This window comes from Pinibacter aurantiacus, from assembly GCF_019130065.1.
In the GTDB taxonomy this organism is placed as follows: Bacteria; Bacteroidota; Bacteroidia; order Chitinophagales; family Chitinophagaceae; genus Pinibacter; species Pinibacter aurantiacus.
Window position 1 is genome coordinate 540,516 of sequence record NZ_JAHSPG010000002.1, and the last position, 24,660, is coordinate 565,175.

General features: G+C 40.4%; 25 protein-coding genes. 17 read left to right on the forward strand and 8 right to left on the reverse strand.

The window, feature by feature from the left end; all coding sequences use genetic code 11:
• Positions 1-124: 124 nt before the first annotated feature.
• The 4 genes from KTO63_RS05635 to ligA all read right to left on the reverse strand — a co-directional run bounded on the left by KTO63_RS05635 (position 125) and on the right by ligA (position 4,191).
• Positions 125-505, reverse strand: coding sequence for a hypothetical protein (locus tag KTO63_RS05635; protein WP_217790251.1), 381 nt, complete (start codon positions 503-505; stop codon positions 125-127).
• A 62-nt stretch (positions 506-567) separates the two neighbouring features.
• Positions 568-1,233, reverse strand: coding sequence for a DUF2461 domain-containing protein (locus tag KTO63_RS05640; RefSeq protein WP_217790252.1), 666 nt, complete (start codon positions 1,231-1,233; stop codon positions 568-570).
• 244 nt (positions 1,234-1,477) lie between these two features.
• Positions 1,478-2,038: an NUMOD4 domain-containing protein gene (locus KTO63_RS05645; RefSeq protein WP_217790253.1), complete on the reverse strand. Its 561-nt coding sequence runs from the start codon at positions 2,036-2,038 to the stop codon at positions 1,478-1,480.
• Between the two features lie 53 nt (positions 2,039-2,091).
• Positions 2,092-4,191 (reverse strand): NAD-dependent DNA ligase LigA, encoded by a 2,100-nt coding sequence (ligA, locus tag KTO63_RS05650; protein ID WP_217790254.1) that lies wholly within the window; start codon positions 4,189-4,191, stop codon positions 2,092-2,094.
• Positions 4,192-4,404: 213 nt separating this feature from the next.
• On the opposite strand from ligA, the gene KTO63_RS05655 reads away from it, so the two are divergent.
• The 5 genes from KTO63_RS05655 (at position 4,405) to tsf (ending at position 8,342) form a co-directional block, all read left to right on the forward strand.
• Positions 4,405-5,103 (forward strand): type 1 glutamine amidotransferase, encoded by a 699-nt coding sequence (locus KTO63_RS05655; RefSeq protein ID WP_217790255.1) that lies wholly within the window; start codon positions 4,405-4,407, stop codon positions 5,101-5,103.
• A gap of 192 nt (positions 5,104-5,295) precedes the next feature.
• The gene (gene rplM / locus KTO63_RS05660) at positions 5,296-5,739 is read left to right on the forward strand and encodes a 50S ribosomal protein L13 (protein ID WP_217790256.1); all 444 of its coding nucleotides are present in this window, start codon (positions 5,296-5,298) and stop codon (positions 5,737-5,739) included.
• A 42-nt stretch (positions 5,740-5,781) separates the two neighbouring features.
• Positions 5,782-6,171: a 30S ribosomal protein S9 gene (gene rpsI, locus KTO63_RS05665; RefSeq protein ID WP_217790257.1), complete on the forward strand. Its 390-nt coding sequence runs from the start codon at positions 5,782-5,784 to the stop codon at positions 6,169-6,171.
• A 135-nt stretch (positions 6,172-6,306) separates the two neighbouring features.
• On the forward strand, positions 6,307-7,197 hold the full coding sequence (rpsB, locus tag KTO63_RS05670) for a 30S ribosomal protein S2 (protein WP_217790258.1): 891 nt from the start codon (positions 6,307-6,309) through the stop codon (positions 7,195-7,197).
• Between the two features lie 305 nt (positions 7,198-7,502).
• Positions 7,503-8,342, forward strand: coding sequence for a translation elongation factor Ts (tsf, locus tag KTO63_RS05675; protein ID WP_217790259.1), 840 nt, complete (start codon positions 7,503-7,505; stop codon positions 8,340-8,342).
• Between the two features lie 241 nt (positions 8,343-8,583).
• On the opposite strand, the gene KTO63_RS05680 is transcribed toward tsf, so the two are convergent.
• Positions 8,584-9,408: a ThuA domain-containing protein gene (locus KTO63_RS05680; RefSeq protein WP_217790260.1), complete on the reverse strand. Its 825-nt coding sequence runs from the start codon at positions 9,406-9,408 to the stop codon at positions 8,584-8,586.
• 197 nt (positions 9,409-9,605) lie between these two features.
• Between KTO63_RS05680 and pyrH the strand changes: the two genes are divergently transcribed.
• Together pyrH and KTO63_RS05690 are read left to right on the forward strand one after the other, a co-directional pair.
• On the forward strand, positions 9,606-10,319 hold the full coding sequence (gene pyrH / locus KTO63_RS05685) for a UMP kinase (protein WP_217790261.1): 714 nt from the start codon (positions 9,606-9,608) through the stop codon (positions 10,317-10,319).
• Between the two features lie 159 nt (positions 10,320-10,478).
• On the forward strand, positions 10,479-11,213 hold the full coding sequence (locus KTO63_RS05690; RefSeq protein WP_217790262.1) for a hypothetical protein: 735 nt from the start codon (positions 10,479-10,481) through the stop codon (positions 11,211-11,213).
• Between the two features lie 305 nt (positions 11,214-11,518).
• Here the strand turns inward: KTO63_RS05690 and KTO63_RS05695 are convergent, their stop codons facing one another.
• Positions 11,519-13,996, reverse strand: a complete 2,478-nt coding sequence (locus KTO63_RS05695) for a DUF5686 family protein (protein ID WP_232373034.1) — start codon at positions 13,994-13,996, stop codon at positions 11,519-11,521.
• A 305-nt stretch (positions 13,997-14,301) separates the two neighbouring features.
• Here KTO63_RS05695 and KTO63_RS05700 point away from each other — a divergent pair, with 305 nt between their 5' ends.
• The 7 genes from KTO63_RS05700 to bchE all read left to right on the forward strand — a co-directional run bounded on the left by KTO63_RS05700 (position 14,302) and on the right by bchE (position 19,981).
• Positions 14,302-14,925 carry a hypothetical protein gene (locus KTO63_RS05700; protein ID WP_217790263.1) on the forward strand — a complete coding sequence of 208 codons (624 nt, stop codon included), beginning with the start codon at positions 14,302-14,304 and terminating at the stop codon, positions 14,923-14,925.
• Positions 14,926-15,052: 127 nt separating this feature from the next.
• Positions 15,053-15,352 carry a winged helix-turn-helix domain-containing protein gene (locus tag KTO63_RS05705; RefSeq protein ID WP_217790264.1) on the forward strand — a complete coding sequence of 100 codons (300 nt, stop codon included), beginning with the start codon at positions 15,053-15,055 and terminating at the stop codon, positions 15,350-15,352.
• A gap of 61 nt (positions 15,353-15,413) precedes the next feature.
• Entirely contained in the window at positions 15,414-16,931 is a 1,518-nt protein-coding gene (locus tag KTO63_RS05710; protein ID WP_217790265.1) for a DUF4153 domain-containing protein, read from the forward strand.
• A complete protein-coding gene (locus KTO63_RS05715; RefSeq protein WP_217790266.1) occupies positions 16,928-17,338 on the forward strand; it encodes a hypothetical protein in 411 nt (136 codons plus the stop codon). Before KTO63_RS05710 ends, KTO63_RS05715 begins: the two co-directional genes overlap by 4 nt.
• A 10-nt stretch (positions 17,339-17,348) precedes the next feature.
• Positions 17,349-17,717, forward strand: coding sequence for a diacylglycerol kinase family protein (locus tag KTO63_RS05720; RefSeq protein ID WP_217790267.1), 369 nt, complete (start codon positions 17,349-17,351; stop codon positions 17,715-17,717).
• On the forward strand, positions 17,714-18,403 hold the full coding sequence (locus KTO63_RS05725; RefSeq protein ID WP_217790268.1) for a DUF1361 domain-containing protein: 690 nt from the start codon (positions 17,714-17,716) through the stop codon (positions 18,401-18,403). The genes KTO63_RS05720 and KTO63_RS05725 overlap by 4 nt, the downstream gene beginning before the upstream one ends.
• 120 nt (positions 18,404-18,523) lie before the next feature.
• A complete protein-coding gene (gene bchE, locus KTO63_RS05730) occupies positions 18,524-19,981 on the forward strand; it encodes a magnesium-protoporphyrin IX monomethyl ester anaerobic oxidative cyclase (RefSeq protein ID WP_217790269.1) in 1,458 nt (485 codons plus the stop codon).
• A gap of 96 nt (positions 19,982-20,077) precedes the next feature.
• On the opposite strand, the gene pdxA is transcribed toward bchE, so the two are convergent.
• The gene (gene pdxA, locus KTO63_RS05735; protein ID WP_217790270.1) at positions 20,078-21,181 is read right to left on the reverse strand and encodes a 4-hydroxythreonine-4-phosphate dehydrogenase PdxA; all 1,104 of its coding nucleotides are present in this window, start codon (positions 21,179-21,181) and stop codon (positions 20,078-20,080) included.
• A gap of 231 nt (positions 21,182-21,412) precedes the next feature.
• Between pdxA and rsmA the strand changes: the two genes are divergently transcribed.
• Entirely contained in the window at positions 21,413-22,168 is a 756-nt protein-coding gene (gene rsmA / locus KTO63_RS05740; RefSeq protein WP_217790271.1) for a 16S rRNA (adenine(1518)-N(6)/adenine(1519)-N(6))-dimethyltransferase RsmA, read from the forward strand.
• A gap of 101 nt (positions 22,169-22,269) precedes the next feature.
• Entirely contained in the window at positions 22,270-23,190 is a 921-nt protein-coding gene (locus KTO63_RS05745; protein WP_217790272.1) for an NAD(P)-dependent oxidoreductase, read from the forward strand.
• Between the two features lie 133 nt (positions 23,191-23,323).
• On the opposite strand, the gene KTO63_RS05750 is transcribed toward KTO63_RS05745, so the two are convergent.
• Entirely contained in the window at positions 23,324-23,695 is a 372-nt protein-coding gene (locus KTO63_RS05750; RefSeq protein WP_217790273.1) for a co-chaperone GroES, read from the reverse strand.
• Positions 23,696-23,951: 256 nt separating this feature from the next.
• Here KTO63_RS05750 and KTO63_RS05755 point away from each other — a divergent pair, with 256 nt between their 5' ends.
• On the forward strand, positions 23,952-24,650 hold the full coding sequence (locus tag KTO63_RS05755) for a response regulator transcription factor (RefSeq protein ID WP_217790274.1): 699 nt from the start codon (positions 23,952-23,954) through the stop codon (positions 24,648-24,650).
• The last annotated feature ends 10 nt before the right edge of the window (positions 24,651-24,660 follow it).

The following is a 24,660-nucleotide window of genomic DNA, read 5'->3' on the forward strand; positions in this document are numbered from 1 at the left end:
GGACAGCATTTAAGTCAGCGATCCGTAGAGACAATGCATGCATTGTCTCTACTGTACCATTTTCAATAGCAGGCAAACATGCGCAATCAGTAAAGAGATTGATCCGGTAAGATGATTGAAGAGACTAAGCTAAATCGGGAGGCTGTGCGTGCAGTTGAGCGTAATTTTTTCCGATATAAAAAAGATAAAGATGTCCGTGATGGGACTGATTTGATTCGATATTTGTATTAACTACAAAATGATTTTCGTGAAGATATTCCTCATTCATGCTGTTGGAAACCGAGGACTGGTGTGCCTTTTCTTCTTCTGTATTGGGCAAGGGGCGGTCTGCTTTTTTGGTGGTTTGATTTGCACCGGAACCCTGCGCAATTTTTGACTTCACCGCCATTTTGGTGCCGTAAAGGAAAGAGTTGCTGACCGTAAGAAAGCTAAGCACGAGCAGCATGAAAACCGCTGAAACGATGTTTCGCGTATTCCATAATTGTATGTGTTTTCTTCCGCTCATTATATGTTTGGCCTACAAAAATAGGGGATTATTAAACTTTTTAAAAGTTATAGCTATATTAATTATTCAAGACTACGGTTAATAAAGTCAATCACAGGCTTGAGTGTAGTAAAAGCGTCGCCCAGTTTTTTTACCAATGCTTTGGAAGTGACGTCGTTATCTGCAACGTTGTGCAAACCAACAAGGCTTTTTAGTTTCAGAAATTCTGCTGCCGGATTGTCTTTATCATAATCGCGTGGCACTTTGGCAAGTGTATATTCCGCATCGCGGCTCAGATCGCCATAAACGCTTTTGAACTTTTTGTTTTGTACAATGCTTTTGAATTCATCCCAGCAGTAATCAATTTCCTGACGAACTTTTTTTAATTCCGCCGGTTGAGGCATCCACAAACCGCCGCCAACAAAACTTTTGCCCGGCTCGCAATGAAAATAGTAACCTGCATACACAGATTTTTTTCCGCCCCTCACTATATAAGCGCCCATATTGGTTTTGTATGGAGTCTTGTCTTTCGAAAACCTGATATCCCTGTTAATACGGAACGTACAATCCTTTGGCTTAAGCAATGAAATTTCCTCTTCATCTTTACCGATCATAGTAATCAACTGCTCCACGAGGTTTTCAAAATCCTGTTTCGCCTCATCATACAAAGCACGATTCTTGTCAAACCATTCCTTGTTATTATTCTTCTGTAGTTTCTTTAAAAAGGAGAGTGTGTTTTCTGAAAGCATGAACCGAAGTTAATTTGAAAATTTGAAGATTTGAAAATTTGAAAATGCCGGAGGTCGGAGTTGTTGTCAAAAAAAGTCAGGCCTCTGAATTTATAGACAATTAGTGATGGCAGGAAATTTGAAAATTTGAAAATTCTGGTAGTGTGAAATTCTTTTACATATTTCGCTTGTGTATGGCCAAAAAAAATGTGGTAATTCGAAAAGGAAACCCATTTTCAAATTACCACATCTTCAAATTTTCAAATTATATTCTCGCCCAATTCTCACCACTCTTGATCCTGTATAGCGTCATTTCGGTAACACCATATTTGTCGGCAAGTTGTTTAATGGTAAGCTTTCTGTTTTTGCTGGCAAGAATGGTTTTAATACTTCGTACTTGTGTAGCGTTTAGTTTAAGGCCGTTGGTTCTGTTAGCCTGCACCTTCTTGTAGGCAAGCTTGGCAGGGCTCTTTTGCTGGTGCTCTATCATCTCATCGAGAGTAGCCCAGGCAAGATTTTTAATGGAATTATCAGTTTTGTTATGGTTCACATGTATCACATATTTATGCTTCGGCGAAGGCTTCTTCATAAAAAGCTTTGCAAGTTCCCTATGCACATACAATGTGCCATTACTATCCGGTCGATGTAAATTAAGCGTCTTATACCCTGTTGTTAAGGACCCGGTAAGTATTTTACCATCTTCCTGCAACTTATCTGTATAGCTAGCAATGCGGCCGTGAGAGGAAAGCGCATATTTTCTGCGCAGCAATTTCCAGCCCGTAAACTGTAGGGGCTTCCATTCCTCTCCGGAAAGTAACTTAATCATCTCCGAGGTTTTTTTAAGTTAAAAAATGACAACAAAATTGAGAAATGTAGAATTTATTTAGTTGTCAAAAGGGTCAAAAACTCATCTTCGGTGATTATATGAACAGAGGGTATTTTCTTAGCTTTTTCCAATTTTGATCCGGCGTCCTCGCCAACGACCAAATAATTCAGCTTGCTACTTACACCACTCAGGATTTTGCCACCGTTCTTTTCAACCATTTCTTCCGCTTCGCTTCTTTTCAACTTTATTAACGTTCCTGTAAACAAAAAGGTTTGCGAATTAAGGTTGCCTTCAATAATTTCTTTCTTTTTTGTGTTATGTAAGTTAACACCTGCCTGTTCCAGCTCACGAAGCATCTTAAGATTATCTTCATTGTGAAAGAAATGATATATACTCGTAGCAACTTTTATTCCCACGTCCTCCATTTGTTGCAGGTCCTCAATTGATTTGTCCTGTAGCGCCGGTAAATAAGTTGAGTGCATCGCCAATGCCTTCGCTGTAGTTTCGCCAACATACCGTATACCCAATGCGGTTATAAGACGGTGTAGTGGTTGTGTTTTGGATGTTTCTATTGCAAACTGAAGATTGGTAATGGATTTTTCGCCAAAGCCTTCCATTTGCCTTATCTTATCAAAGGGCAAATTATAAATCGAAGGAATATCCTTTAAGAAGCCCAACTCATAGAACTTACGCACATTCGATTCTCCTAGACTCCTGATGTCCATGGCATCCTTACTTACAAAGTGTATGATTCTTTCCACAACCTGTGCCGGACATTCGATATTTATACAACGCCAAACTGCTTCACCCTCTTCCTTTGTAAGCGTTGAATGGCAGACAGGACAGGTTTTGGGAAAATGAATTGTCTTTTCATCGCCCTTGCGTAGCTCTGCCAGCGATTTTACAATTTGTGGAATTACGTCGCCAGCCCTTTCGATAAGAACACTATCGCCTATTTTAAGGTCCTTCTCTTTTATATAATCTTCATTATGGATAGAGATGCTGGAAACAGTAACACCGCCAATAGCAACGGGATCAAGCTTGGCGACAGGAGTAACCGCCCCGGTTCTACCCACCTGGAACTCAACGCCACGAAGCTTCGTAGTGGCTTGTCTTGCTTTAAACTTAAAAGCAATCGCCCAACGTGGGTGATGTGTGGTCATGCCCAATTTTTCCTGCAGGTCAATCTCATTCACCTTTATTACCATGCCATCCACTTCATAAGGAAGGTCATCACGCTTACTTTCAAACTCGCGGCAATAATCTATTACACCCTGGATGCCTTTAAATATCTTTTTTTCCTTGTTAGGACTTCTGAAGCCAAGGTTCCAAAGCATTTCAAGAGAGCCGCTGTGTGTATTTAAAGGATCATTTTTTTCGTTGTGCTCCCTGCCTCTTGTGTAGTAGCTTACATTATATAGAAAGGCTTCAAGTTTTCTTCTTCTTACTTCACCCGGGTCTTTAATGCGCAGTGAGCCCGCAGCAGCATTACGCGGGTTGGCCAGGGGAGGTAAACCATTTTCTGCAAGCTGGTCATTGTATGTTTTGAAATTAGCTTTCGTAAGCATCACCTCACCACGAATCTCAATTTGCTGGATATCATATTCGGAAAAACGTGCAGCCAGGGGGACCGACTTGATCTGTTTAATGTTGGTCGTAATGTCATCACCGGCCACACCATCGCCTCGGGTAGCGCCACGCACAAGCAAGTCATTCTCATAAATAAGAGAGATACTGGCACCGTCGAACTTAGGCTCCACGCAATATTCAATCAACTCTGTTTTACCTATCTCCCTTGCTTTGCGATCCCAATCCAGCAGGTCATCTGCATTATAGGAGTTCTCCAAAGAAAGCATGGGAACAAGATGCTGTACTGTTGGGAAATCTTTAGTAAGCCCTTTTGCTACTCGTTGCGTGGGAGAATCCGGAGTGATAAGCGTCGGGTCTTTTGTTTCGGTTTCTTCTAATGCCTTATATAATTGATCATATTCGTAGTCTGCAACCAATGGATCATTGGCAATATAATATCTGTATTCGTGAAAGCGCAAAACGTTTCTTAACTGTTCAATATTCTTTGCTGTAATGGCTTGCAGATGCTGCAATAAGTCTTTGGTTGCCTGTTGAAGACTTTTAGTTTGTTCGTTGGTATACATAGTCTAGAAATGCTGGCGGTAAAAATAGTAATAGTTGTTAGTTGTTAGTTGATAGTTGTTAGAACTTCTTTCTGTTATTTTTTTATAGGGAAATCATCATTAACCTACCTGAAACAGATTACCGGCTACCAAACATTTACAACCAAAAATTAAAAGAGTAGTTTAAATTTACGTCTACTTCTATCAACTAACAACCACCAACAAACAACTTCAATGCGCATACACTACATACAGCACGTTCCTTTCGAAGAAATCGGTTATATACAAGAATGGCTGACTGAAAACAATATCGAAGTTTCTACCACTAAAATTTGGGAATCGGCAACATTTCCATCCCTGGGTGACTTTGATGGATTGGTGGTTATGGGTGGTCCAATGGGTGTGTATGAAGAAGAATTATACGAATGGATGGCGGCAGAAAAAACTTTCATCAAATATGCCATAGGCGCAGGCAAAAAAGTGTTGGGTATTTGCCTCGGCTCACAATTAGTTGCTTCTGTGTTGGGAGCAAATGTTTATCCAAATAATGGTAAAGAAATCGGCTGGTTTGATGTTTCTGTAAAACCAGGACTGGATATTTGGCTGGGAAAAGATATAGAAACAGTGTTTACAACCTTCCACTGGCACGGAGATACCTTCGATCTGCCGGAGGGGTGCATTAATCATATAAACTCGCCAGCCTGCGAAAACCAGTTTTTTACTCAGGGGGAAAATGTGGCGGCCATACAATTTCATCCCGAAGCAACTTCGGAAACAGTTAATGCTATGGTTGAAAATTGCTCCAACGAACTCGTTCCCGACAATTTTGTACAATCCGCTGCCGAAATTCAGCAAAAATCAAACGTGAAAAACTTCTCAGGAGGCCATCAATTTCTCTCCAAAGTCTTGAACCGGCTATTTTTGCTGAAATAAAGGCCTGATTTTGCTGGTTTTTACAGGGCTATGATTTTTTATTGCAAAAATCTTTATTGAAAATCAGCTTGTTGTAAACGTGTCTGTAAAAATACTTTCTCAAAAGCTTTGAAAAATGATCTCATTGTGGCTACCTTTGCAGCCATTTTAAAATAATTCGGTGGGATAGCGCCGATAAAAATTTTCAAAACAATGAGTCATTTACATTTCACAACCAAACATGCGAACGAGGCTACTGTACAACGCAATTGGTTCGTTGTAGACGGTACTAATCAAACCGTTGGTCGTATGTGCGCTAGAATTGCTTCGGTATTACGTGGCAAAAACAAGGCGTATTACACTCCTCACGTTGATTGTGGTGATTACGTAATCATCATCAACGCTGATAAAGTTGTTTTCACAGGTAACAAACTGGAAGACAAAACTTACATCAACTTTAGTGGTTACCCAGGTGGTAAAAAAGAAGAAACAGCGAAAAATCTGTTGAAACGTCGTCCTGATGCGCTTCTTGAAAGAGCGGTAAAAGGCATGTTGCCTAAAAACCGTTTGGGCCGCAAAATGGTGAAAAAATTATTTGTGTACGCTGGTGATCAACATCCACACACTGCACAACAACCTAAAGAATTGAAATTCTAATCTCAATTCAAACTAAATTTTAAATTTTCAAATTTCCCATAAATGGAAAAGCAAAAAATCGGATTAGGTCGTCGTAAAGAAGCTGTGACACGCGTATTCCTTAGCAAAGGCGAAGGCAAAATCATAGTAAACGATAAAGACTATAAAGTATATTTTCCTTTGGTTTACCTGCAAAACCAGGTAGAACTTCCTTTTAAAACTATCGAAGCTGCTGATAAATTTGATGTTAAAATCAACGCAACTGGTGGTGGTGTTAAAGGTCAGGCAGAAGCAGCAAAACTGGGTATCGCCCGCGCTTTGCTCGAAGTAAACCCTGAATACCGTCCTGCTTTGAAAGCTGCTGGTTTATTGAAACGTGACCCTCGTGGTGTTGAACGTAAAAAACCAGGTCGTAAAAAAGCACGTCGTAGCTACCAATTCAGCAAACGTTAATATTCAATGTGATAATTTGAAAATGTGGCAATATGTAAGTGAAGCACTCCTTCAATTTTACAGCGAAGCCAAAAGAATCGCAAACCACATTTTCAAATTTTCCAAATTTTCAAATTTTCAAATTATATAAATACAATGGAAAATAATACTTCCTTACAGCAGCAACTTCTTGATGCAGGCGTACACTTCGGTCACCTGAAAAAGAAGTGGAATCCAAAGATGTTGCCTTACATCTTTGCTGAAAAGAAAGGTATTCACATCATTGATCTTAATAAAACAACTGAAGCCCTTCAGGAAGCAGCAGCAGCAATGAAACAAATTGCACGCAGCGGCAAAAAGATCATGTTCGTAGGTACAAAAAAGCAAGCGAAAGAAATCGTTACAGAATGCGCTAAGAAAATCAACATGCCATTCGTAACTGAGCGTTGGTTAGGTGGTATGCTTACAAACTTCAACACTGTTCGTAAGAGCGTTAAGAAAATGCAGAGCATTGAGAAAATGTTGAACGACGGTACTTTGGACAGCATCACTAAAAAAGAGCGTTTGACTTTAAGCCGCGATAGAGAAAAAATGGAAAAAGTATTAGGTGGTATCGCTCAATTGGGCCGTGTACCAGCTGCTTTGTTCATCATCGATATCGGACACGAGCACATCGCTTTGGCTGAAGCTAAACGTCTTGGCATCACTACATTTGGTATGGTAGATACAAACTGCGATCCAAATAAAGTTGACTTTGCTATTCCTTCAAATGACGATGCTACTAAATCTATCGCAATCATTTCTAACTACATCGCTGCTGCTATCGCAGAAGGTCTTGCGGAAAGACAAGCTGCTAAAGACGAAGATGTTGAAGAAGTAGATAACGAAGCAGAAAGAAAAGCTGCCCGTTTGCAAGCTGAAGCAGAAGCAGAAAGCGGCCGTGGTGGTCGTGGTAAAGGTGGTCCTGGTGGTGCTGGCGGCGGACAACAAAAACGTCGTGTTCCAGGTGGCGCTAGCCGCAGAACAGGTGGCCCTGCAGGAAGATAATTCCGCACTGTATTTGCCCCTATAGATACAAAAGTTACAGGTGTTTGTTTTTCGCAAACACCTGCTACTATAAAATTAAATAAGTGTGTTACCCAGCCGAAGTACGTTGATCGTCTTTTGTTGCGTCGCACACTTATACTTTAGTTCATTGAGGAGCTTTTAAGGATTATTTAATTGAGAATGTCGCTTTGTAAGCCAACAAATGCACAACTTGCATCCGGATTTACAAGACGCATTTTCCCCGCCTGAATGACTTTAGTCGGGCAGGAAATTTTCAAATTATCACATTTTCAAATTAATAAGTTATGTCAACTGCAACAATTACAGCTGCTGATATTAATAAACTGCGCCAGGCAACAGGTGCGGGTATGATGGATTGTCGTAAAGCTTTAACAGAATCTAACGGTGATTTTGAAGCTGCTATCGACTGGTTGCGTAAGAAAGGTGCTAAAGTTGCTGCTCTGCGTGGCGACCGCGAAGCAAAAGAAGGTGTTGTTCTTGCTAAAACAACTGCAGACAACAAAACAGGTATCGCTCTTTGCGTAAGCTGCGAAACTGACTTCGTTAGTAAAAACGCTGACTTCGTAGCATTCGCTCAAAGCATCATGGATGCTGCGATCGAAAACAACGTAAAGTCTGTTGACGAATTGAACAACGTAACTATCGGCGGTGCTAAAATTGCTGATATGGTAAACGATAAATTGGCTAGTATCGGTGAAAAAATCGGTATCTCTAAATTCGAAAGAATTGATGCTGATTTCGTATCTGCTTACATCCACGGTGCAAACCGTCTTTCTGTATTGGTTGGTATGAACAAAGAAGCTGCTGAAGCTGGTAAAGACGTAGCAATGCAAATCGCTGCGATGAACCCTGTAGCAGTTGATCCGGATGCAGTACCTGCTGATGTGGTAGAAAGAGAAAAAGCAATCATTACAGAACAAGTTGCTGCTGATCCTAAAATGGCCGGCAAACCATCTGAAATGATCAACAAGATCGCTGAAGGTAAATTGAACGCATACTTCAAAGAAAGCACATTGCTTGCTCAACCATTCGTAAAAGATGGTGGTAAAAGCGTTAGCGAATATTTGAAAAGTGTTGACAGCAACCTGAAAGTTATTTCTTTCAAACGCGTAGCTCTTGGATAATTCCAATCGCGAACACGATATATAAAAAAGGCTCCGAAGAAATTCGGAGCCTTTTTGTTTTGCTATTATTGGCACACAGATGACACTGATTGGACAGATTTGCACGGATAATTGTTGAATACTTAAGGCTCTCTGACTGAAATGCAACAACAAACCATTGTGTCATTAGCTAGATGGTCTTTAATTAAGCCAACACGCATAAGATCAGTGTAAATCAGTTTAATCAGTGTCATCTGCGTGCTTACTTCCTCCCGAGCCACAGCAAACTATTTATAATAAGCCTGTTCTGAATTTCATTTCCAAACGTAGAAGAAAGTTCTTTGTTTGTGCCGCCATCATAGTCCATATCGTTGTGGCCCATGTTCATATATACCATTTTGTATTTCTTGTTCGTCCACACTATCGGGTAATAGCCGCTGTGCCATATTTCATGAGGCTTTGGGCCCGTGCCTAAAGGAAAACTGCTGCTATCAATAGCAATCAGAATATCAATGTCAGGATTTTTTTTCAAATCGTTTGACCATCGGTACCATTCGTTCGGCTGCGCGGTAAAGACAGCGGGTATGCCTTTCATTACAGGATGCTTTTTATCTTCCACGCGAACAATGGCAGAAGTAGGATGCCATGTATTGCTTACGTAAGAACCTGAACCAAGAAACTCATTGTGGTACCAGTCCCAGTTTTGCGGAAATGCGGATGGCGTTAACGCAAATGCGGAGAAATGGAAACCCATCCATGCGCCCCCATTTTTCATATATTTTTCAAATGCCACTCTTTGTGTGGAATCTTCAGGCCTTGTATCAAGAAAGATGACAACATTATATTTCGCAAGTACAGTGTCATTTAATTTGCTCCAGTCATTTGTAGATTCGTAAGTAAAGCCATACTTAGCGGCCATTGAAGGGAACCATTTGTTGGCTTCATGGACAAAGCTGATGTGCGCGAGATCGCTTTTTGCGGTATAGAAAGCAATGACTTTGAAAGATGATTTTTTTTGTGCAAAGCAAGTCGAGGCAATTACAAGCAATAAAAAAGCGGCAATCGCTTTCAAAAAGTGTTTGTTCATTAGGTTGTGTTAAGTGGAAGAAAGTTAGAACTTTTAAGTTGTTCGTTTATGGTTGTTAGTTGTTTGGTTTTATGTTTGGCATTCGTCATTTCTACGTCAACTTCTCTGTGGTCAACAACGGACGGTCAGCAACTATCAACTATCAACTAAGAACTAACAACCATCAACTATTTCCCATAAAATACTATTTTCGCAAAATGCAACCTAAATACAAACGAGTTCTACTCAAACTCTCCGGCGAATCTTTGATGGGCGACAAAAGTTTTGGATTAGATCCCGCAATGCTTTCTGCATATGCGAGAGAAATTAAGACAATAACAGATATAGGTGTGGAAGTAGCGCTTGTGATAGGTGGAGGCAACATTTATCGTGGGATGAACGAGGCCGAAACTGGTATTGAAAGGGCGCATGGCGACTATATGGGTATGCTTGCGACAGTGATAAACGGAATGGCGGTACAGGCTGCTTTGGAAAAAGAAGGTATTTATACGCGTTTGCAAAGCGCTATAAAGATGGAACAGATTGCTGAACCATACATTCGCAGAAGAGCGATGAGACATTTGGAGAAGCACAGAGTGGTAATTTTTGGTGCCGGCACCGGTAACCCATATTTTACTACGGACACGGCTGGATCTCTTCGAGCCATTGAGATCAAAGCGGACGTTATTTTGAAAGGTACCCGCGTAGACGGTATCTATACTGCTGATCCTGAGAAAGTTAAAGATGCGAAAAAGTTTGAAACCATCACTTTCGCCGAGTGTATTGCCAAAAATCTGAAGGTTATGGATATGACGGCTTTCACCCTTTGCATGGAAAATTCCCTGCCAATCATTGTTTTTGACATCAACAAACCAGGAAACTTATTGAAAGTCGTAATGGGTGAAAAAGTAGGAACACTGGTAAAAGATTAAAGAAATAGCGCATATCACTTGCTAATATGCAAGCTGAGCCTTATTTTTACGCATACGAAAACCACCTTAAGGTGGTTTTTTGTTGACCCATACCCCCAAATCCTTTGAAAGATCGAATTCAATTTTTTATGCCAAACGGTATTTAAAATTCCCGTGAGTATGAACACTATGTTACAAATGTTACTTACCATTCATCTTTCATTAGGATTATTGGAAATGATATTTTTCCAATTCTGCGCCGTGCTACTCGGCTTTTGCATCCATTTCTTTATTGTATCGAGACGAAATACGGTTCTTCCTAAAAAGAACAAATCCCCGTATGCCATTTCAGAGGCCGACGAATGGAAGTTGAAGTATTTCGATGAATCGGAGAAGCAAGAGAAGAAATACCAGGATCTTACAGATAGGCTTGAAACCACTGTTAGAGAACTGGAGAATACAGAAATGGAACTTGAAACTACGCAGCTGGAAAATCTGAAACTTCATAAAGAGCAGGCAAGATTGCAATCTGCAGAACTAGCGGCAGCTCAGCTTGAGGAAACTATCGAGTTGATCAAACAGAAAGATGTTGAAATTTTGCAGTTGAAAGATCAGATGGAAAAGCTTCGCAAAAGAAAAGCAAAATCAGCCGGTGAACCGGAAGCAGAGAGCGGTATGAAAATAAGCACCAGTACCATTAACCTGGATGCATTACAGGTTAAGCTGGAATCGCTTCACAATGAAAATCAGCAATTGTTGCAATTGGTGGCGGACAAAGAAACCAAGCTTCACGCCTTTAATTTTCAGCGTCAGCAACTGATGAGAAAAATAACGTTACTCGAAGATCTTAATAATGACATTCGTCAGTTGGGAGATCCATCTTCCGCACTGCACGAAGAGACTACAACGCCTTAGGGTTAGAATAAAAGGAAACTACTTGCTTAGCAGAGCTTAGGTGTAACAGCCTAAGCTTTTTTGTTTTTCCGGAGAGGCAAATAGCTGAATAACTGAATGACTGAATAACTGAGAAGTCGAGTGTTAGAACACAAAACCGAACTGGAGCTGCTCTGCAAGGCTTGTCGCATTGCAGCACTATTCTATCGTCTTTAATGATAACAATATTGCCGGAGGCAATAAAATAAAACTGCAAGGCTGTAAGCCTTGCAGAGCGAAAAATGCAAAACTGAACTTGAACGCTCAGTTATTCAGTTATTCAGTCACTAAAATCCCAGCCTGAAGCTTCCAAACACCCCAAATCTTTCAATGTGATTTTCCGGCAAGGGGGTTGGCAACACACGCCAAACAAGATCAAGACGGAAGAATTTGAAAATGTTATCGACGCCGGTTCCCACCTCGAGATATGTTTTGCCGCCGAGATTTTGAAAAGTATTGTAACTGTTGTTAAAGTTCAGATCATAGTTTTCTTTGCTAAGATTACCATTGATCATTTTAAAATTGTAGAACTGCCTGAACTTAAGTCTGCGTGTTAAAGGAATAAATCTGAATAATCCGTTACCGAAGTTGTGCTCGAATATCACACCGGCATAACGGTCCGTGATGTATTGGAAACGGTTCATCAAGCTGAACGCAAATTTGTTGTAATAATAAATTTCGTTTCCGGGCACTACATCCAGCAGCATGTAAGGCAGTGTGCCGTAAGTTCTGCCGCCGAAGAAGTTATAGTAAATGCTTCCGTAAGGTGGAATTTTTATATAGTCATAAACACTTCCAAACAACTTGTGATAGTCGTAATTACTACCAAAAACACCCGACATACCTTTTGAATATTTAAACTCAATAATAGGGTACGGGCTTCCCATACTTACACGATAGAAATGGCTCTCCAGGAACTTTTCAAGATAAGCAAAGCGGAACATGATAGACGCTTCAAAATTGTTCAGTGAATTTCCTGAACCATCATCGTACAAACTTTTGGGAGGAAGGTTCAGAACGGGATCAAACCTTTTGCGGATGACCGTCGGCGTTATAGAAAATCCACTCGTCCATTCTTTGAACATTTCAAGCCTGTATTCTTCCACTTTCATGAACTTAAGTGGAACGCCGGGCTTGCGAATAGCAATGGCAAAAATGTTATCGGGACTGATTTCTCCGTAATTGATCTGACCGTTTTCCAGATCTTTTGTATATGAACCGTATATACTTAATCGCGGATTGCGTTTAAAAATGTACATCGCATCAGCCTTGTATTTAAACTGCTGGTCTCCGAAACCGTAAGCGAGGTAGCCGTGCAGCAAAAGATTTTTATTGAAACCATAGTTGGTGCTCAAATCAAAACGCATACGGAAACCTTCGAGACTGTTGTACGTAAACCAGTTGTACCATGGGCCAATATCCCAGTTGCCAATACTCTTATAACCTGTTGCAAGAAATGAAATGGTGTTCGTATACTTTTGGAACAGCGGCATTTTTTGCAATGTATCGATCATAGAGTAGATCGCTTTCTCATTCTTGTTCAATTCCTCGTGCCTGTTGGCTTTCCAGAACGAATCTGCCTGATCGCGGGCGTCTGGCTCTATTACCACCTCCTGCTTTATCTTGTTATGATTGATTGCATCTGAAATGGTAGGAAGATCAAATTGGGGATTTCGATAGGTCGTTGTTTTTCTTCCAATAACGCCAAACCTTGTTTTACCAATAGGGGCAATGTCTACTACAAATTTATCTTTTGAAATGAACCACGAAGAATCGTTGACCATGGTATATTCCTGGATAAGACTTAGCTTTTCAACAAAGTTGATGTTTGCGTCTTTCGATAAAAACAAATTCATTTTTTGAATCGCAAACGTGGTGTCATGCACCCAGCAATCTCCTTCGAAAGTATTTTCTCCACGACGCTTAGGGGTGAACGAAAGGTGAATTAATCTACGTTTGTTTACATATTGCGTATCCAAAACCCTGTAACGGTAGTAAGCGTCGCCATTGTCTGACAAGGGGCTTACAAACTGTTTGTCGAAAACCGGGATGAAGTTTGCATAGATGTTTACATTCTGATCCGTACCACCCAGAAACTTTGTAATACTTTCATTTTTTACGCCCAGCGTTTTACTTGCTTTAATGATCTCGCGACTTTTGAAAGGGCTTTTTTGAGCGTAATAATCTGAAATGGTTTCAGTTAAAAATACCGGGAGGAAAGTAGTTCCGTTGGATGTGTCTGCATTTTCAAGAATAAATCCGAAAGGTCTTAGCAGTTTTATCTCTTTTAATCTTTCCTTGTTGATGCGATTAAAATCAAGTTCCAGTTTGTTGTACAATTCGTAGGAATAATTGTCAAATCTGTAGCGGTCGTTGTAAGGCTTTCGTCTTACGATCCGTTTCCACATTAACAATCCACGATCTATTTTTCTTTTTACAATAACTGCCGTTTCATATTTGCCACGGTCAAGCGGCACTACAAGAAAAAGAGTATCGCCCGTTGCATTTTGGCGAAAATATTCTGGGCTCAGGAATAGTTTGTAATCTTTATAACCTACATAAGAAACTTCTAACGTATCCGTTGGCCAGGCATCAAAATAGAAAGTGAACGCTCCGGAAGAGTCGCTCAGTTTACCGGCTTTTGCGTTAATGAAATCAATCGAGGCAAAAGGAATGCGTTCATCGCTCAGGCCATCTTTGATATAACCCGTTATAATTTTCGATTGGGAATAGCCTATCAAAGCACTTGTACATGATACGATCAAAAGGAGGGTTGAAATAATTATACTTTTCAAAGGACGATGCATGCTCAAAAATACGCCAGAAAATAATAACTGAATTGGTGAATTATTGAATAACTGAGTGATTCTAAGTGAATAGCAGGTTGACAGAATAAACAATTATTTAGAAGGTTCAATAAATTACAAAATCAGTCAATCTTTTGTTCAATTCGACGGTGATTTTATTATTAATTACCTAGCCGGTTGCGACAAATAGCTAGCAACAAAAAGTTAAAACTCTTGGAGAGTACGCTTTTTTTATATTACTTTGTTTTTCAAAGTACTTTTATATGGATTCGTCATCTAAGCCTTTAGATACTTTACAGGATATTAAGAAGATGATGGAGCGCTCGAGCCGCTTCATAAGCCTTAGCGGATGGAGTGGTGTAGGCGCAGGCGTTTGTGCGTTAATAGGCGCATGGATGGCTCATGGAAAGTTGGCCTCATTTGGCGGACTGGATGTAGAAAGCAGATACTACTCCGTAAATAATCTTGAGTACAGTTTGTTTTTGATTGCTCTGGGCGTTTTGGCAGGTGCATTGGTGCTGGCTTTCACCTTTACCTATATACGAAGTAAAAAAACGGGTGTCGCGATCTGGGGCACAAGCGCTCGCAGGTTGTTGTGGAACACTTTTTTACCAATGGCTGCCGGCGGTGTGTTGATCTTAAAAATGATTGACCTTAATTTTTATACCTTAATTGCGCCTACCTGTTTGTTGTTTTATGGTGTAGCGCTTGTGAATGGAAGCAAGTACACACTTGGGGAAATCAGGTATTTGGGATACGCGCAGATATTGCTTGGCATGATCAATTGCTGGCTCTTGCATTCGGGACTTATTTTGTGGACCATTGGTTTTGGTATCTTGCACATCGTATATGGATTGGTGATGTGGTGGAAATATGAGAGGGAATAATTTGAAAATTTGATAATTTGAAAATGTAGGGGCGAATTGCATTCGCCCAAGGAAATTGAAAATTGAAAGTTGAAAATTGAAAATGGTAGGCGAGAATCGCATTCGCCCATCACTCATAACTTCGAACATGAAGAATCCGATTGAGAATTTAAATAAAGTGTTTGATAGCCGCGTTCGCCTGGGTATAATGAGTGCCCTCATGGTGAATGAGGAAGTGAATTTTAATGAGCTTAAAGAATTGATCGGCGTAACAGATGGCAACCTTGCTTCACACATGAAAACGCTGGAGGAGAATGCTTACATAAAAGTGCAGAAAGGTTTTATAGGGCGTAAAACAAACACAACTTATTCCATCACCAAAGCTGGTGAAAAAGCTTTCAAACAACATTTGGAAGCGTTGGAAAAAATGATCAGATCCTTAGGGTGATTTTTTTTGTATATAAACTTTGTAATTCAAAGTGCTTTTAATATAATAAATAACAAATCTCATGAACGAACAGCTACGAAAATTGACCTTGTACATCATAGGAGCTTTTCTATTCAATGTTCTTTTTTATCGCGAGCAAATGGCTCTTAATACTGTATTCTTTGATGCTTTTGTTCTTTCGGCCTTGTTTTATCTGTACCCTTCCGCCAGGGCAAATACGATCGTACGTTGGTTATTGGTGGCTAATGTGATTTGCCTTGGCACTCTTTTATTGCACAACACGGTGCTTACAAAGTATGCGTTTATCTGCAACGTTCTTTTAACCGTTGGTTTTGCTGAGTACACGCATCGCTCCGCATGGTATGCAGGTGGTTCTGTTTTTCTGAATTTCTTTTTATTCATTGGCAACCTTGCCGAAACGGTGAGTGGCGCGTTTGGAAAAAAAGCAAAGCGAAAGTCAAATTGGGCGAAGTATGTAAAGTTTTCAATCATTCCAGTGGCAATCGCGTTCGTATTCTTCGTTATTTATGCAGGTGCCAATAGTGTATTTGCAAACATCGTGGGAAATGTAGCCAACTGGCTGGAGATAAATTTTGAACGCTTCTTTTTCATGTTCAAACCAGAGAGGATTTTCTTTACGCTTTTTGGCTTTTATGTCATTGGGTCTTTATTGGCGAAAACCAGGATCAACTATTTCAGTGTAAATGACATTGTGCAAAGCGATGAACTGGTGAGAAGAAAAAAGACAGTGCGAAGAAAATTCACAGTGCAGCCAATGCCTGTGAAATATTTTTCTATCATCGGTTTAAAGAATGAAAACCTGACTGGCGTGATTAGTCTTGTGTTATTGAATGCGTTGTTGTTTTTTGTGAACTGCATTGACTTAAACTATGTGTGGATGAACTTTGAATTTAGCCCCGACAAACCTTTGTACAAACTTGTACATGAAGGCACGGGATTGTTGATCGTATCCATAATTCTTGCGATGGCCGTAGTCCTGTTTTTCTTTAATGGCAATCTGAATTTTTACAAAAGAAATAAATGGCTGAAGTATGGAACGTACCTGTGGATATTCCAAAACGCGTTTCTTGTATTATCGGTATTACTGCGCGATTATTATTACATCCAGCATTATGGATTGGCGTATAAAAGAATAGGCGTGTTGTTCTTTTTGCTAATGGTATTGGTAGGATTGATGACAGTGTTTGTGAAAGTATACGCTACGAAAACAAGTTACTTTTTATTCAGAGTAAATGCATGGGCAGCGGTTGTTCTGCTGGTTGCGGCATCATGCATTAATTGGGACGTACTGATGGTCAGATACAACCTTAGCCACAGAGCAGAAATCACCACATTGGATACACCGTTCCTGCTTGGTTTATCGGATAGAACCTTGCCTGTATTGTATGAAAACAAAGACGTTTTCCTCGCCAGTGATTCTACATCGGGAGAGAACCTGGACAAGAGAGTAAAAAGATATTTGAGTGATCAGGAGCAATACTCGTGGCTCTCCTGGAACTATGCCGATAGTAAAGTGAAAAGCTATTTTTCTAACGCAAATAAAACTGCCGCAAAATGAAAACTGCAGAAACATTATTAATTGCCTTGCGCATCTGGTTCTTTAGTGTGATTATTACTTCAGCCATGGTCGATATTGCGATGGATGGTTGGTTATGGATAATTCCGATAGTGCTGGTTGGCACAATCATTACACTGCCCGTTCCCTTCTTCGCGAGCTACTGCATTAAGCTTGCTTTTGAAATTTCGGGTTCCTTTTCGGCCAGATTTATGAATACCGTTTTCTTTTTAATACTGCTTGCCGGTTTGTTTTGGGCAATACTCATTGCATTCTTAGGTGGCGGCATGGAGGATATGAAAGTGTTGATAGGAGCTAGTTTTTTATCCATTCTGATTGCCTGCATTTTTTCCATTAAGCAGTTGAAAAATTTGAATCACGTAATTTCAGAGGAAACAGTTATCTCATAAAATTTCAAACATGCAAGACAAATCTTTTTCAATAGCAGCAAGGCTTAAAGCATTTTCATACGCCTTCAACGGCATTGTAAATTTTGTGAAATATGAACACAATGCATGGCTTCATTTTATTGCAACGGTTGCCATAGTAGCGTTTTCTTTTTACATGAAGATATCAGGAGCCGAATGGATCGCCATTTTATTGTGCATCGGTTTTGTGTGGGCAATGGAGCTGATCAACACTGCTATTGAAAAAATAATGGATCACCTGCACCCCGAAATGCACCTCAACGTAAAACTCATTAAAGACATGGCCGCAGGAGCGGTGCTGATTGCTGCTATCATTTCATTCATAATTGCCTTAATCATTTTTATTCCAAAGTTTTTATGACACGCATTCTTTATTTATCAAAAACAATTCAACGTATCTGCGGCATTAAGAACGAGGCGGAAAAGTTTTTATTTACCAGTTGCAGCTTCAGTATTTTTCTGTCACTGGCAAGGGTTTTATATACGGGCAAAATAACTTTTCTGTCTTTATGCTGGAATTTGTTGCTGGCGTTTGTGCCGTTCTTTATGTCGCGGCTAATGACGAGAAACTTTGTGCTCATTCAAAACAAGTGGTTGTTCAGCCTGCTGTTTATTGTATGGTTGCTTTTTGTACCTAATTCATTTTACATCATCACAGATCTTTTTCATTTAAGTGAAATGCACACTACGCCCATGTGGTTCGATCTTTTGCTCATCATGTCGTTTGCATGGAATGGTTTGCTGCTGGGCATTCTGTCGATCAGGCACATTGAAAAAATGATTAACGCCTTGTGGATTGTGAAGAATGAATGGCTGTTGTTGTATCCCGTAATGTTCCTCAATGCTCTTGGCATTTATATAGGTAGATACTGGCGCTACAACAGCTGGGACATAGTTTCCAATCCATTCAATTTAATGTGTGATATCTATCGTATCATTTTTCATCCGGTGCAAAATAAAGACGTATGGATAATGGTTGCAGGCTGGAGTATTTTTCTCAGCTTGTTGTATGCAGGATTGAAGAAGATGAGCAAGGCGATTGAATAAAGTTGTTAGTTGATAGTTGTTCGTTATTGGTTGTTGGCGAATGCTTTTGAAAATGAAACAACAAGCTCTTCTAACAACTAAGAACGAACAACTAACAAGGATTCCCCCAAAAAAACCTCCATGAAAATATTAATCATAAACCCTCCGCACTTATCTATCGGTAGTAGAATGGCAAAGGAACATTTGCCACCACTCGGATTGCTTTCCATTGCTGGTCCTTTAATAGATGCTGGACACGAAGTAAAATTGCTGGATGCAGACTACTATTTTTTGAAACACAGTCAGGTTGTGTCGCAAATAATAACATACAATCCCGACGCGATCATGCTGGGACATTCCGGGTCAACATCCGCACAGCCCATCATTAACGATATTACAAATGCTGTAAAACTGATAAATCCGCGGATCAAAATAATTATTGGTGGTGTATTTCCAACTTATCACTGGAAAGAAATTTTAGAACAGAATCCGCAGATCGACTACATCGTTTGTGGCGAGGGCGAAGAAATTACTTTGAATCTTATAACAGCATTGGCGCAGAAGAGCTGTTTGGAAAATATCAAAGGCCTTGCATTTAAACTAAATGGTGTTCCGGTAAAAACAGCACCGGCAGAAAATATTAAAAACCTCGATGCCTTTCGGGTCGCATGGGAACTGATGGACGGATATAATTATACTTATTGGGGAAAACGAAAAGCTGTGGTGATACAATTTTCAAGAGGTTGTCCATATCCATGTACTTATTGCGGACAAAGTTTGTTTTGGAAAAAATGGCGACACCGCGATCCGCAGTTGCTGGCAGATGAAATTGAAATGCTCAACAAAAAGTACGGCATTGAAGTGATCAATTTCGCAGACGAAAATCCCTCCTCAAATCCAAAAGCCTGGCGGCAATTTCTGGAAGCTTTGATTGCAAAGAATTTGAAACTGATATTAGTTGGTTCGATCCGTGCAGATAATATTGTACGCGATGCAGAGGTTCTTCACTTGTATAAACAGGCTGGCTTTGAAAGGTTTTTATTGGGCATTGAAAACTATGATGAAGTGGTGCTTGAAAGAATTAAGAAAGCGGGTACGGTGTCAAAAGACAAACAGGCCATTCAGCTTTTGCGTAAGCACGGCATACTATCTATGGCTACATATGTGGTTGGTTTTGGCGAAGAACGCACGAGGGATTTTTACAACAGCTTAAGGCAGTTGTTGTCCTACGATCCCGACCAGGTACAACTGCTTTACGTAACGCCACACAAATGGACGCCTTACTTCGAAGATGTCAAAGACAAGGAAATCATTTTAACCGATCAAAGAAAATGGGATTACAAACACCAGGTGATCGCCACTAAATATTTACGGCCATGGTTGGTTATTCTATACGTGAAGCTTATTGAAATAATTATGCAAACCAGGCCGAGCGCTTTAAAGAGACTATTCTTTCATAAAGAGGCCAGACTACGAAGCGCAATGCGTTGGTATACCCGGATTGGCAGAAGAGTATGGTTCTGGGAATTGTACCAGTTCTTCTTTGTAACAAAATTGACAAAAGAGAAAATCAAAATGTCGGAGTTCTGGACTCAATAAAAATTTTGCTTATCCCTTAAACCAAAAACGGCCGGATCATTCCTGATCTGGCCGTAATTTATTTTGAACTTTGATTATTCAGTTCTACTAACAACTTTACTCCAAGTCAATTCTCTCATCCACTGCATTCGCCAAAATGCTGGCAGTGATTTTCTTCAGTGGGTTTCTGTTTCTTTCCACATAACCTTTTCTTGCAGACGCAATATCAATACAGCTGAATATAGAAGCTACAAAAGACGTATAATCAGCTTTGTTTTTTCCTGCGATATCAAATGCGGTCCCGTGGTCAGGAGATGTGCGAACAACGTTCAAGCCTGCTGTAAAATTCACCCCTTCGCCAATGGCCAATGATTTAAATGGAATCAATCCCTGGTCGTGATACATGGCCAAAACGCCATCAAATCTTTCATGCATGCCTCTTGCGAAAAAGGCATCGGCACTGTATGCTCCAAACACCAAAGCATTGTTGTTTTGTCTGAAAGCCTGAATGGCCGGTTTAATGATTTTTTCTTCTTCATTACCAATCAAGCCTTCATCACCGGCATGTGGGTTGAGGCCAAGTACAGCGATGCGTGGTTTGTCGATGCCAAAATCTTTGATCAGGCTTTCGTGCATGATTGCAAGCTTGGAAAGAATTGCTTCCTGCGTAATGTGTTTTGCAATTTCAGCAACCGGCACGTGCTCTGTAACCAAACCAACTTTAATATTTTCAGCCACCATGAACATCAAAACGTCTTTCGCGTTCATTGCGTCTTTCAAATAAGGCGTGTGTCCTGTATAGTTAAAGCCTTCTGATTGTACATTTTTCTTGTGGATAGGAGCCGTTACCAGACCGTCGATATGACCGTCTCTCAAAGCTTCCACCGCTATTGTCAACGATTTTACTGCATACTTGCCGCCGATTTCATTTAGTTGTCCGGGTGTAATAGCAACCTCTTCTTCCCAGCAGTTGAATATATTTACCTGCTTAGGACTGATGCGTGTAAAGTCCTTAATGCTTTGGTAGTTGAAGTTTATATCCGCTAGTGACTTACGATAGAAGTTGATCGACTTGTTAGATGCAAATACAATAGGAGTACATTGGTCAAGAAGGCGATTGTCTGATAAAGCCTTAATAATCAGCTCCAAACCAATGCCGTTTAAGTCTCCGCAAGAAATCCCGATAACCGGTTTGTGCTGCTCAGAAGAAGTTGTATGCATGCTGTAAAAACAATTTGAGGCTTAAAGGTAAGGAATTAGTGGAGAGGGGAGAATTGAAAGTTGAAAATTGAAAGTTGAGAGTGGGCTGTGAAATTGTTAGTTTATAATTGTTTGTTGTTAGGGCGTGCGAGCCTGTAGGCGCCGTCCAAAATTCAGCTTCAGTTATTCAGTTACTCAGTTATTCAGTCATTGCTCTTAACTCTCCACTAAAGTTGCCTATTTTTGCCCCACATGTATACACTAAAAAAATCCCTGGGTCAGCATTTTTTGAAGGATGAAAATATCTGTAAAAAGATTGTGAATGCTTTGCAGGCACATCCGTATAAACAGTTGCTGGAAGTGGGCCCGGGCGGTGGGGCACTTACGAAATACCTGATCGAAATTCCGGATATCACCTTTAAGGCGGTGGAATTAGATGACGAGAAGGTTGAGTTTTTGCATAAAACATATCCTGTTTTACGGGACAAGATCATTCACAAAAGTTTCCTGGACGTTGACAAACCTTATGAGGGCAAGTTTACAATCGTAGGTAATTTTCCTTACAATATTTCTACGCAGATACTTTTTAAAGTGCTGGAATGGAAAGAGGACGTAGAAATTGTAGTCGGCATGTTTCAGAAAGAAGTGGCACAACGAGTAGCTGCACCTTCGGGCAATAAAGTGTACGGCGTGCTGAGTGTGCTGGTACAGGCTTTTTACAAGGTGGAGTATTTGTTTGATGTGCATCAAAATTGCTTTAACCCGCCTCCTAAAGTAATGAGCGGCGTTATTCGACTGGTGCCAAGAACAAACGTTCCCGAAATGAAAAGTGAAAAAGCATTTTTTAACCTCGTGAAAACTGCGTTTAACCAACGCCGCAAAACATTGCGTAACGCGGTAAAAGGGTTGTTTACACCAGAGGTTTTGAAAGACGAAATTTTTAATAAACGTGCCGAGCAACTGACGATTGAGGATTTTGCGAAGCTTACTTTTTTAATGAACTACTAACAGTTAAAAATAAAAAGTCAAAAGTAAAAAGTCAAAAAGCTTGAATCGCAAACAGTTTTTTGACTTTTGATTTTTTTAATTTTGACTTTTAACTTACTACAATGAAGGCCCTTATAACTGCCAAAGTACACGACTACCTGAAAGAAAGACTTACAGAGCAAGGATATGAAGTAATTTATGCTCCGCAAATAACTTACGATGAGCTAAAGGATGCCATTGCGGATGTGGATGGTTTAATTGTCACTACTCGTTTAAGAATTGATAAAAACATACTAGATGCTGCTCCAAAACTCAAATGGATTGGGCGATTAGGCAGCGGCATGGAGCTGATTGATGTTGCTTATGCGCAAACTAAAGGCATACAGTGCGAAAGCAGCCCGGAAGGGAACAGAAACGCTGTAGGCGAGCATGCGCTGGGCCTTTTGCTGAACATGATGAACAAAATTTCCATCAGCCAGCAGGAGGTGAGAGAAGGGAAATGGATCCGTGATGCCAATCGCGGTACTGAGCTTACGGGAAGAACGGTTGGTTTAATTGGGTTTGGAAATACGGGACAGGCATTTGCCAAAGTGCTGTCTTCTTTTGATGTTACCGTTCTTGCTTATGATAAATACAAATATGGTTTTGCCAAAGGCAATATTCACGAAGCAAACCTTGAACAGATCGGCAGGTATGCAGATGTAGTGAGTTTCCACGTACCGCTAACGGAAGAAACGCGTCACATGGCGAATGATGATTTCTTCAACAGCCTTCAGCAGAAACCATATTTCCTCAATTGCAGCCGTGGTAAAGTGCATGACACAGCCGCTGTTGTCAATGCTTTGAAAAATGGTAAAATAACTGCAGCAGCGTTGGATGTTCTGGAAAATGAAAAGCTTGATACCTATACACCTGAGCAGAAAGAACAACTTGATTGGTTACTCGCGCAGCACAACGTAATCATCACGCCACACATCGCGGGCTACAGCCATGAAGCGTTTTATAAAATGGCGAAGGTGGTGCTGGATAAGCTGGGAGTGTAATTAATAATTAATAAAGAATAATTAATAAGGCGGCATTCAATACTGAATGCCGCCTTTGCTTTGTTTCAGAAAACTTAGTTTGCCGCAAACAATTTCGCCGCCACTCTATTAATTATTCTTTATTAATTATTAATTATAGCTCTTCCTCTCTCTCCAGCAACAAAATAGCACCCTGCGGCACTATATAGTATTTATCGCCCTCGTAGATTACTTCTGTGGCGCCACTTAAAAGGAAGATAGCGAGGTCGCCTTCCTTGGCTTGTAATGGAATGTATTTCACTTTATCATCATCCTGTTTCCATGGCTCATCTTCTGTTGGAACCGGAATCGCATAACCGGGGCCGGTTTTGATGATATAACCTTGTTGTACTTTTTCTTTCTCTTGTATGCCCGGTGGTAAGTACAAGCCGCTTTCCGTACGTTCATTGGGCTTGGTTAAACGAATCAATACACGGTCTCCTATTACGATCAGCTTCTTTATTTTATTGTCGTTTGTGATATGCATTGTGGCATTAGATTTTAAACAAAGTTAGTGGTTAACGCAAAACGCCATGGTTCGTGTCTTCACGAACCATTCAACAATCTCGCTGTTTGCGGTTCGTGAAGACACGAACCGCGGCAACTGACCTGAACTTGGCTTTTAGCGTTAAGCATTGAGCGTTAGGCGTTAGAGCCCGTCTCCTTTAACAAAAAATTACACGCCCCTCTTTTGACCCTTGACAAAATAGGTTAACTTTATTTTCTACTAAACAAGTATAATCATGGAAGATAAGAAAGCAACAATATTATTGTGCGAAGATGATCAGAACCTTGGGTTGGTCTTGAAAAATTACCTTGAGCTAAACGATTATGATGTAGTATTGGAAAGAGATGGCCGCCTTGGTCTCGCAGCTTTTCAACGCCAAAAATTTGACCTCTGCCTTCTGGACGTTATGATGCCACACATGGACGGCTTTACACTTGCAGAAGCTATCCGCGACGTAGATCCTGAAATTCCTTTGTTCTTCTTAAGTGCAAAGACCATGAAGGAAGATATTATTCAGGGGTACAAACTTGGTGCAGATGATTATATCACTAAACCGTTCGACAGCGAAGTTTTATTGCTAAAAATAAAAGCGATCTTAAAACGCAACGAAGACCTGAACAAAGAGCAGGAGAATAAAGAATACAATTTGGGCTCTTACCATTTCAATCCCAAACTGCGTGAACTGAGCCATGGTGGCAAAACACAAACGCTTTCTCCTAAGGAAAATGAATTGTTGAAAATGCTTGCAGAGCACTTGAATGATCTACTTCCAAGAGACCAGGCATTGAAGAAAATATGGGGCAGCGATACTTATTTCAATGGTAGAAGTATGGATGTGTACATTGCAAAATTGCGCAAGTACTTAAAGGACGATGAAAAAATTGAAATCGTAAACATCCACGGAAATGGCTTCCGTCTTGTTGTGCAGGAATAATTGTTTGAAT